Origin of the sequence: Eubacterium ramulus (assembly GCF_003122485.1) — a bacterium.
GTDB lineage: Bacteria > Bacillota > Clostridia > Lachnospirales > Lachnospiraceae > Eubacterium_I > Eubacterium_I ramulus_A.
On the sequence record NZ_JRFU01000007.1, the window covers coordinates 1 to 8231 of the forward strand.

Here is an 8231-nt window from a genome sequence, read left to right on the forward strand (position 1 = left end):
ATTACTCACCACTTGCAGAAGTGGGAGTCTTCTCGACTGAGATAAAATGAGAGAGTCGAAAGCGACAGAAATACCGATTGTGGTGTTTGTGGATTACGTTTTCGGCTCTTTTTTTGATGGAAAATCTGGTATAAAATTTCACAAAAATAATATATTACAACAAGAGAAATCGGGTGGTGTTTCGTTTGGAACGAACATATGGAATCGGCATTATTCTGGGGGTATGCGGACTGATCCTGCTCATTGGAATTTTGAAGAAAAATGCAGAGATTTTGCTGAATTTTGTGGCTCGGACGGTGGTGTGTCTGATCTGTATGTACTTCTTAAATTCCTTCTTTACATCCAGGGGATTTGATGTGGCGATCGGTATCAATCCGTTGAGTCTTTTGACATGCGGAACCCTTGGAATCAGCGGGCTTGCGGCACTTTATGGGATCTTGTTCCTTCAGTTGTTGTGATAATGCACAAGTCGAAAAAATGACAGAAAAATGGCTATAGACAGGTGCAGGGAAAGGACTTATAATCGGTTTCACAAAGGAGGTGGAGCACATGTGGAACTAATTCGAATCAGTGCATCGGCAGTAATACTTCTTCTTGCTGTGAGGTCAGATTTTTCGGATGGTATCATTCGAAACAGACTGATTGCGGTGGGAATCCTGATCGGAATTTTGTGTTGGATTCCGGGATTTGAACCAAAGATTGCAGGAGAAGTGATCGGGGGGCTTTTATTACCGATACTGATTTGCTGGATCCCATTTCGTATGCATGGACTGGGAGCCGGTGATATCAAACTGTTCTGTGTGATCGGCTGTCTGAATGGCAGTCGGAATGTAATCTATTGTATCTGTATTTCTTTCCTGCTGGCAGCAGGATTCTCATTCGGCAGATTGCTGAATCAGAGACAGCTTTGGACAAGCATACAAAGCTGTGTCAGCTATTTTCAAATAGTAGTACAAAAGGGAAGGATCATTCCTTATCCTGAACGGACAAGAAAGGGCGCCCGGTTTCATTTTTCGGCGGCTATTTTGTTCGGGTATGCTGTAATTCTGGGGGTGAGTGTATGCAAAACCCTGTTGTGGTGATCGGGGGACTGGAAAAATCTTATATGCAAAAACTGGCGCTGTATCTGAATACACGGATCGGAAAAGATGGTTATGTGGAGTTGTTGGAAGGTTCGGACAGGCAGATGGACTTGCTGGGAAGTTCGGGCAAACAGATGGAATTGCTGGAAAGTTCGGGCAGGCAGATAGATTCTGTGCGGGAAGATATGAGACTTCAAAATGTGAGGCACCAAAGAGAAAAACACTGGGAACTGGCAGTAGGTTCGGAATCGTTTGTGGTGGCTTTGCAGGAAGCGGGACAGGCAGAACAGATTCTGATCCTTACTGATACGGAGGAAGAAGATGAGACGCATATCAGTCAGTACCAAGCCAGATCGGTACTGTTTCAGAAGATCATTGCGCGGTATCAATCCATTGCCAGTGTAGGGATGCAGATGGCGGCGGTAAAGAAACAGCACTGGATTGTCTGTACCGGTGGAAACCGGGGAAGTTTGATGGCAGTTTCCGCGCTGTGTGCCTGGATTCTTGCCAGGAGACAACGGGTGTTGTATGTGGAATTTTCGGAAAACAGTGGTCTGGTATCGGTATTTCAACTGGAGTATAGAACCGCAGATATGAGTGATCTTTTTTTACAACTGAGAAAGAATATGGGGACGTCTTTGGAGCTGTTTACCGGGCAGCTGGATGGGATGGATTACATCCGTCCACCGGAAAATGCCATGATTTTGTATGAAATCAGGGAAGAGGATCTGCAGGCTTTTTTGAGGCAGCTTTCCGCAGAGGGGCGGTATGATGCGGTCGTATTTTCCGTGGGAAGCATGATCTGTGGATGTCAGCTTATTTTTTCACAGGCAGAGCGAATCTTGCAGATTTCGGGAGGAGATTTGTGCAGTCGTTGTGCTGCAGGGGAAGAAGTTGCTTTCTTAAAAAAATGTTGTTCAGAAGAAAAAGTAACAAAGCTGGTGGTTTCGGGTTTTTCCGGAGATCTGCCGGGAGTACATCTTTTGCATGAATGGTCTGAATCTGAAATGGGACAGCGGCTCAGACAGATATTGAATGCAGAATAAGCATTCACCGATTCTGGTGGGTAGAGCACTAAGCGGTGGTTAGTAAAAAGGGGGAATAGAATGGAGGCGCCATGGCAAGAGATCAAAAGACAGGTGATGGATGGACTTGATATGTCCAGAGAATTTACGGATGAAGAATTAAGAGAGCGAATCGCGCTGGCAGTACGAAGTTACAGCAAAGAAAAACTGCTGTCGCTGAAAGTGCGGGAAAGTTATGAGGAACAGATCTTTAATTCTTTTCGCAGGCTGGATGTATTGCAGGAACTGCTGGATGATCCGGAAGTGACTGAGATCATGGTAAATGGAGAGGCGCATATTTTTTATGAAAAGGCGGGGGCGCTGTATCCGTGGACAAAAGCAGAACTTTCCAGAGAACGTCTGGGTGATATGATCCAACAGATTGCAGGAAGTGCAAACCGGGCAGTGAATGAAGCAAATCCGATTCTGGATACCCGGTTGTCAGATGGTTCCAGAGTAAACATTGTGTTGGAACCGGTATCAGTGGAAGGCTCCTGTATCTCTATCCGTAAATTTTCGAAAAAACCGATGACGCTGGAGCGGTTGATGGAACTGGAGTCTTTATCACAGGAAGTCGCAGAGTTTTTAAAACTTCTGGTGCAAGCGGGATATAACATTTTTATTTCCGGTGGAACCGGCTGCGGAAAGACAACGTTTCTGAATGCATTATCTGCCTATATTCCAAAGACAGATCGGGTGATCACGATTGAAGATTCGGCAGAACTTCAGTTTCAGAATGTGCCAAATCTGGTGCGGCTGGAGACAAGAAATGCCAATGGACAGGGAGCAGAGGAAATCAGTATCCGTGATCTGATCCGCACGGCGCTTCGAATGCGTCCGGATCGGATCGTTGTGGGGGAAGTCCGTGGTGCGGAAGCATGGGACATGTTCCAGGCAATGAATACCGGACATGATGGTTCACTTTCAACAGGGCATGCCAACAGTGACAGGGACATGCTGCTACGTCTGGAAACGATGATGGCAATGGGGGAAAAGGTTGATTTTTCCGTGATTCAGCGGCAGATCGTAACGGGACTGGATATTCTGATCCATCTTGGAAGGATGCGTGACCGGACACGAAAAGTGCTTCAGATCAGTGAATTGTGTGGGATAAAAAATGGTGAGATCTATCTGAATACACTGTATCGGTTTCAGGAGACTGGTGTAAAGGGGGAAAAAGTGCATGGCATCTGGAAAAAAGAAAGTTCTTTGCAAAATCGCCAGAAGCTGGAAGAAAAAGGACTGGCATATTCCGGATAAAGCAGTTGATGTTTTAAAAGGAATTGGTGTTGGGATGGCAGCAGCATTTTTGTTCTATCGTTCAGCATGGGCATTGGTGCTCATTGTGCCGGCAGTCATCGCCTGTGTATGCCGTGGACGGACACGACGGGAGCAGGAACAGATAAAGCGGCTGCAGCGGCAGTTTCAGTCGGCAATGCAGTCTGTGTCGGGAACTCTTGGAGCCGGTTATTCACTGGAATATGCCTGGCGTTATGCACAGGGTGATATGCAGCGGTTGTATGGGAAGGATGCGGATATTGTGCGGGAGTTTGCATACATGAACCGGAAAATACAAATGAGTGAACCGCTGGAACAGGTTTTTTACGAATTTGCATGCAACAGCGGAAGCGAAGATATTTACCATTTTGCGGAGATCCTGCTGCATGTGAAACGAAGCGGGGGAAATCTGACTGAGATCATACGCACGACTACTGTAAAAATGCAGGAAAAAACAGAGGTATTACAGGAAATTGAAACAGCGGTGGCTGCAAAGCGGGCAGAACAGCGCATGATGATGATTTTACTGCCGGTTATTTTGCTTTTTATTACACTGAGTTCACCGGAATATACAGGGGCATTGTATAAAAATCTGGCAGGAGTTTTGGTGATGAGCGCTTGTCTTTGCGGATATCTGGTTGTGTTTTTCTGGTCGGAGAAAATTGTTCAGATTCCGGTGTAGAAGGGGTGAAGATGCGAAAGTGGAAGAGTTGGAAGGAACACAGGAGCAGTATTTTAGCAGTGGCAGTATTTACGTTGCTGTCAGTGATGCTTTTTATTTCACAAAATTATGGGGGCGAACCGGAAGGGACGGTTTCGCGGCAAGGAGAGGGAGAACCGACAGAAAGTCGGACATTTACATATGAGACGGCAGATGGGGAATCACAACAGATCGATCTTGAGGTACACCCGGTGGAGCGGGAAAATGCAGAGGTACAGCAGCTGCTGGAACAGGCGGTGGAAGAATGGGAAGCGGTATTTCTGGGAGAAAACAAATCCGAAAATGAGATAACCGGAAATCTGGTTCTGGAAAATACATTTTGTGACGGGTTGGTGCAGGCGGTATATGAGAGCAGCGATTATACCGTGATACAGGATGATGGAACGGTTGCAAATGAACAGGTTGGGGAAGATGGTGTGATCGTAACATTGCAGGCGGAGTTTTCTTATGCAGATATAAGCCGCACGGAGATTCGGGCATTGCAGGTAATGCCGCCCGTGCAGGGGAGCAGTCAGTGGCTGAGACAGCAGGTTCAGAAGCAATCTGGAAAACAGGAAGCCAAAAGCCGAACCAAGGAAACGTTTCAACTGCCACAGACAGCGGAAGGACAGAAAATATACTGGAAAACAAAAGAAACATCGGACTGGTATCTGCTTTTGCTGCTTGGAGGTGCGGCAGTAGTTTGTCTGGAATGGCAGAAAAAGGATCGGATCAGGCGGCAGGCAAAGCATCGGGAAGCATGCCTGAACCGGGAATATCCACAAATGGTAGAACAATTGTCATTATTGATGGGAGTCGGACTTACGCTGCGAAGAACTTGGGAGCGTATTCTTGAAATGGATCGGAAAATGCAAAAGAAGAAAGGCTATGTACAGCGTATTTATATGAAGGAAATGCATCGGACGTATCTGGATATACGAAAAGGAATGGGGGAAAGAGAAGCCTATGAGCAGCTTGCACGCCGGATCGGGTTACCGTCGTATCGACGACTGGTATCTATTTTAAACAGAAATCTGGAAAAAGGAACCCGTGACGTATGTGAAATGTTGGGGGAAGAAGCACGGAAAGCCTGGGAGATTCGGAAGAATCAGGCGAGAAAGGCAGGAGAAGAAGCCGGTATGAAGCTGCTTTTTCCGATGATGCTGGTATTTGTACTGATTCTGGTTATGTTGTTATTCCCGGCAGTGCAGAGCTTTTCTTTATAGCTGGCTGCTGATTGTAGAAAGCTAAAAGCACTTTGGACTATGCATTGTTAATTTGGGCAGCATGTCACGAGAAACCAGGCAAAAATTTGCCGGTTGTCAGTGGAAACAAATATTGGGTAAAAGATAAATGTATGGAGGGAAACATGGGACAGGAATATATCAGAGAAGGAAAACGTTTTTTATATGAAGAATCAGGTATTGGTGTTGTGGAAATTATCTTGATTTTGGTCGTTTTGGTGGGTTTGATTTTAATTTTTAAGAAGCAGCTGACCAGTTTGGTAAATAAGACATTTACCAATATCAATAACAAAGCAGGAACTCTTTGATGAAACAGAGATTTTGCAGCGGAAGTGTCAGTATTTTCTATGTACTGATACTTGTGGGACTTATATCCGTGCTGTTTGCGTTTCTGGAGGCAGCACGCGTAAGTGCCTTAAAAACGAATGTACATCTGCTTACCGGACAGGCGGAAGATGCGGTGTATGCGTCCTATCAACCGGAGTTGTGGGAACAATATCATTTGCTGTTCTGGGAGGAGTCAGGAGAAGGAAACACCGGTACATTTCCGGAAGTCTGCAATTTACAGAAAGATGCGGTAGAGCAAAACTGGGAAAGCCAGCAGTTTGGACACAATTTTTTCTTCCTGCAGGCTCATTGCAGCAAAGTAGAGGTGGAACAGTATCAACTGGCAACGGATGACAACGGAGCCGGATATTATCAGCAGGCGGCAAACTGGATGCGGCAGAATGTCGCGGAGGATGTGTTGAAAACGGTATTGCAATCTGTGACAGAGTCAAAGACCGATGGTCTGGAGCAGCGTGGAGAATTGCAGGAACAGGAAGTTTTTCAGGCGTTAGAGCAGATGGATCAATCCGGGAAAACTGCACAGACCAGGGAGCTGCCAGAAGAAACCGGAAATCAGGAGCAGACACGGGTTTTGGCAGAAGCTCAGGAGATAAAGGAAGCAGAAGTTGATGCAGGGAAAACAGGTGAAAATAGTCGTGTGGAACTTGCAAACCGTTCTGATCTGCAGAATCCGCTGGAATGGATGAAAGCTGTCAAAAAGAATGGAGTACTTGCCTTGGTGATGCCGGAACAAAATGTGTCAAATAAGGAACTGGGTCAGACAGAGGGAGTAAACCATACGCATTCAGCAAAGGGAAGCTGGCAGCAGGAAAAAACTGCGTCAGTAACGGATCGGCTGTTGTTTGGTCTTTACTGCCGCGCACATTTTTCTGATGCAACGCAGGAGCGTGGAGACCGGGCATTGGATTATGAGATGGAATATCTGATTGGTGGAAAAAATGCAGATCAGGAAAATCTAAAGGCGGTAGTCAATCGTTTGCTGCTTATGAGAGAAGGCGCCAATCTGCTTTATCTGGAGACAGATTCGACAAAAAGTCAGGAAGCAATGAGTGTTGCACTTGCGCTTACTTCGGTTGTTGCGAATCCAGAGCTTGCAGAACCCGTGAAACATGCTATTTTAGCGGCTTGGGCGTATGCAGAATCCATCAGTGATGTGCGGATCTTGTTGAATGGAGGAAAAGTGTCGCTGGTAAAGAACGATACGCAATGGCATACAGATTTGAAACATCTTGGAGATGCGTTGAATACTTCAGAAAAGAACACAGAGCAGGAAGGATTAAGCTATGACGGTTATCTGCAATTGCTGCTTTGGACAACGTCGGAGGAAAAAATAAGGCAGCGATCCATGAATCTGATTGAGCAAAATACCGGTGTCTGTATGAATCAAATGGCAGGAAAAATAAAATGCTCTGTGGAGTATGAGGCACAACCATTGTTCTGGAATCTGGTGCAGCTTGGAAATAACGAGATTGGCAGCTATCATTTTGCAGAAGATAGTGAAGTATGTTATGCAGAGTCAAAAAAGTAAAGGAGGCGGGTATATTACAGTGCTTTTGTATCGAAGAAAAACAAATAATACAAAATCTCTCTCTATGTTCTCCGGGCAATTGCAAACTTCTCCAATTAATCAAACAGGCAATTTAAAAAATACAAAAGCACTGCAATATGCCCGTCTTCCGGGAAGCCTTACACTGGAAGCAGCACTTGTTACACCATTGTTATTGTTTTTTGTTCTGGTATTTTTACATTTGTTTTTATTGCTTGGAGCACATATTCAGGTGTCTGCCGCGTTGCAGTACACAGCGCGAAGTATGGCCGCTTCTTATACAGATGCGGATGAACCGGGGACGGCAGAAGGATATCTGACGGCGCGGCGCCTGTTCTGGAAGTATATGGAACAGCAGGAACTTTTATCAGATTTATATAGAAGAAACCGGTCAGAAATATCGTTCATCGGAAGTGATTTTTCCGGAGATTTTATCAAACTGCATGCAACATATGAAGTGAAGCTTCCAGTGTTCTGGACAAAATGGGGAAAACTACCAGTGAAACAGCAGATAGTATGCAAAAAGTGGACGGGAGCGTCACTATCATCTGCTGGGGATGAGGATGGAGCATATGTGTATATCACACCATATGGAAATGCATATCACAGTTCGGCAGAATGTAAAACGTTAAAGTTATCGATTCGGAGTGTGCCACGGACGGGAATCAGTGCGCTCAGAAGTGAAGATGGAAGCATTTATTATCCCTGCCGCTGTGCAGGAACATCTTCTAAGAATGTGTATATTACAGATTATGGCACGGAATATCATGGGAATATTGCCTGCTCTGGACTGAAACGTACGGTTTACCGGGTATTAAGATCACAGGTCGGGGATCGGCACCCGTGTATGCGGTGCCAGAAGTAAAAATGGTTCACAAGTTTTTCGTGTGTTCGATTTGAAGCGTATCAGATGGGGACACTGTATATCAGATGGGAGCCAATCCCCCATCTGATATAGCCTCCGGCAGG

General features: G+C 45.6%; 9 protein-coding genes. All 9 read left to right on the forward strand.

The window, feature by feature from the left end; all coding sequences use genetic code 11:
* The first annotated feature begins 185 nt into the window (after window positions 1–185).
* The 9 genes from LG34_RS00495 (at window position 186) to LG34_RS00535 (ending at window position 8127) form a co-directional block, all read left to right on the forward strand.
* On the forward strand, window positions 186–458 hold the full coding sequence (locus LG34_RS00495; protein WP_109214372.1) for a pro-sigmaK processing inhibitor BofA family protein: 273 nt from the start codon (window positions 186–188) through the stop codon (window positions 456–458).
* A 93-nt stretch (window positions 459–551) separates the two neighbouring features.
* Window positions 552–1082, forward strand: a complete 531-nt coding sequence (locus LG34_RS00500; protein WP_158582253.1) for a prepilin peptidase — start codon at window positions 552–554, stop codon at window positions 1080–1082.
* Window positions 1061–2128 (forward strand): hypothetical protein, encoded by a 1068-nt coding sequence (locus tag LG34_RS00505; protein WP_109214366.1) that lies wholly within the window; start codon window positions 1061–1063, stop codon window positions 2126–2128. Before LG34_RS00500 ends, LG34_RS00505 begins: the two co-directional genes overlap by 22 nt.
* Before the next feature lie 60 nt (window positions 2129–2188).
* Window positions 2189–3406, forward strand: coding sequence for a CpaF family protein (locus tag LG34_RS00510; protein WP_109214367.1), 1218 nt, complete (start codon window positions 2189–2191; stop codon window positions 3404–3406).
* Window positions 3330–4106 carry a type II secretion system F family protein gene (locus LG34_RS00515; protein ID WP_109214368.1) on the forward strand — a complete coding sequence of 259 codons (777 nt, stop codon included), beginning with the start codon at window positions 3330–3332 and terminating at the stop codon, window positions 4104–4106. Before LG34_RS00510 ends, LG34_RS00515 begins: the two co-directional genes overlap by 77 nt.
* Window positions 4107–4117: 11 nt before the next feature.
* Entirely contained in the window at window positions 4118–5350 is a 1233-nt protein-coding gene (locus tag LG34_RS00520; protein ID WP_109214369.1) for a type II secretion system F family protein, read from the forward strand.
* Window positions 5351–5493: 143 nt separating this feature from the next.
* Window positions 5494–5676: a Flp1 family type IVb pilin gene (locus tag LG34_RS00525; RefSeq protein WP_181369240.1), complete on the forward strand. Its 183-nt coding sequence runs from the start codon at window positions 5494–5496 to the stop codon at window positions 5674–5676.
* A complete protein-coding gene (locus LG34_RS00530; RefSeq protein ID WP_109214370.1) occupies window positions 5676–7244 on the forward strand; it encodes a DUF5702 domain-containing protein in 1569 nt (522 codons plus the stop codon). Before LG34_RS00525 ends, LG34_RS00530 begins: the two co-directional genes overlap by 1 nt.
* 19 nt (window positions 7245–7263) lie before the next feature.
* Entirely contained in the window at window positions 7264–8127 is an 864-nt protein-coding gene (locus LG34_RS00535) for a hypothetical protein (protein WP_109214371.1), read from the forward strand.
* The last annotated feature ends 104 nt before the right edge of the window (window positions 8128–8231 follow it).

Excerpts from the sequence above, each read along its gene's own strand:
- LG34_RS00510 (WP_109214367.1), top strand. The coding sequence starts at position 2,189 with ATGGAGGCGCCATGGCAAGAGATCAAAAGACAGGTGATGGATGGACTT.
- LG34_RS00525 (WP_181369240.1), top strand. The coding sequence starts at position 5,494 with ATGGGACAGGAATATATCAGAGAAGGAAAACGTTTTTTATATGAAGAA.
- LG34_RS00515 (WP_109214368.1), top strand. The coding sequence starts at position 3,330 with ATGGCATCTGGAAAAAAGAAAGTTCTTTGCAAAATCGCCAGAAGCTGG.
- LG34_RS00520 (WP_109214369.1), top strand. The coding sequence starts at position 4,118 with ATGCGAAAGTGGAAGAGTTGGAAGGAACACAGGAGCAGTATTTTAGCA.
- LG34_RS00530 (WP_109214370.1), top strand. The coding sequence starts at position 5,676 with ATGAAACAGAGATTTTGCAGCGGAAGTGTCAGTATTTTCTATGTACTG.
- LG34_RS00505 (WP_109214366.1), top strand. The coding sequence starts at position 1,061 with ATGCAAAACCCTGTTGTGGTGATCGGGGGACTGGAAAAATCTTATATG.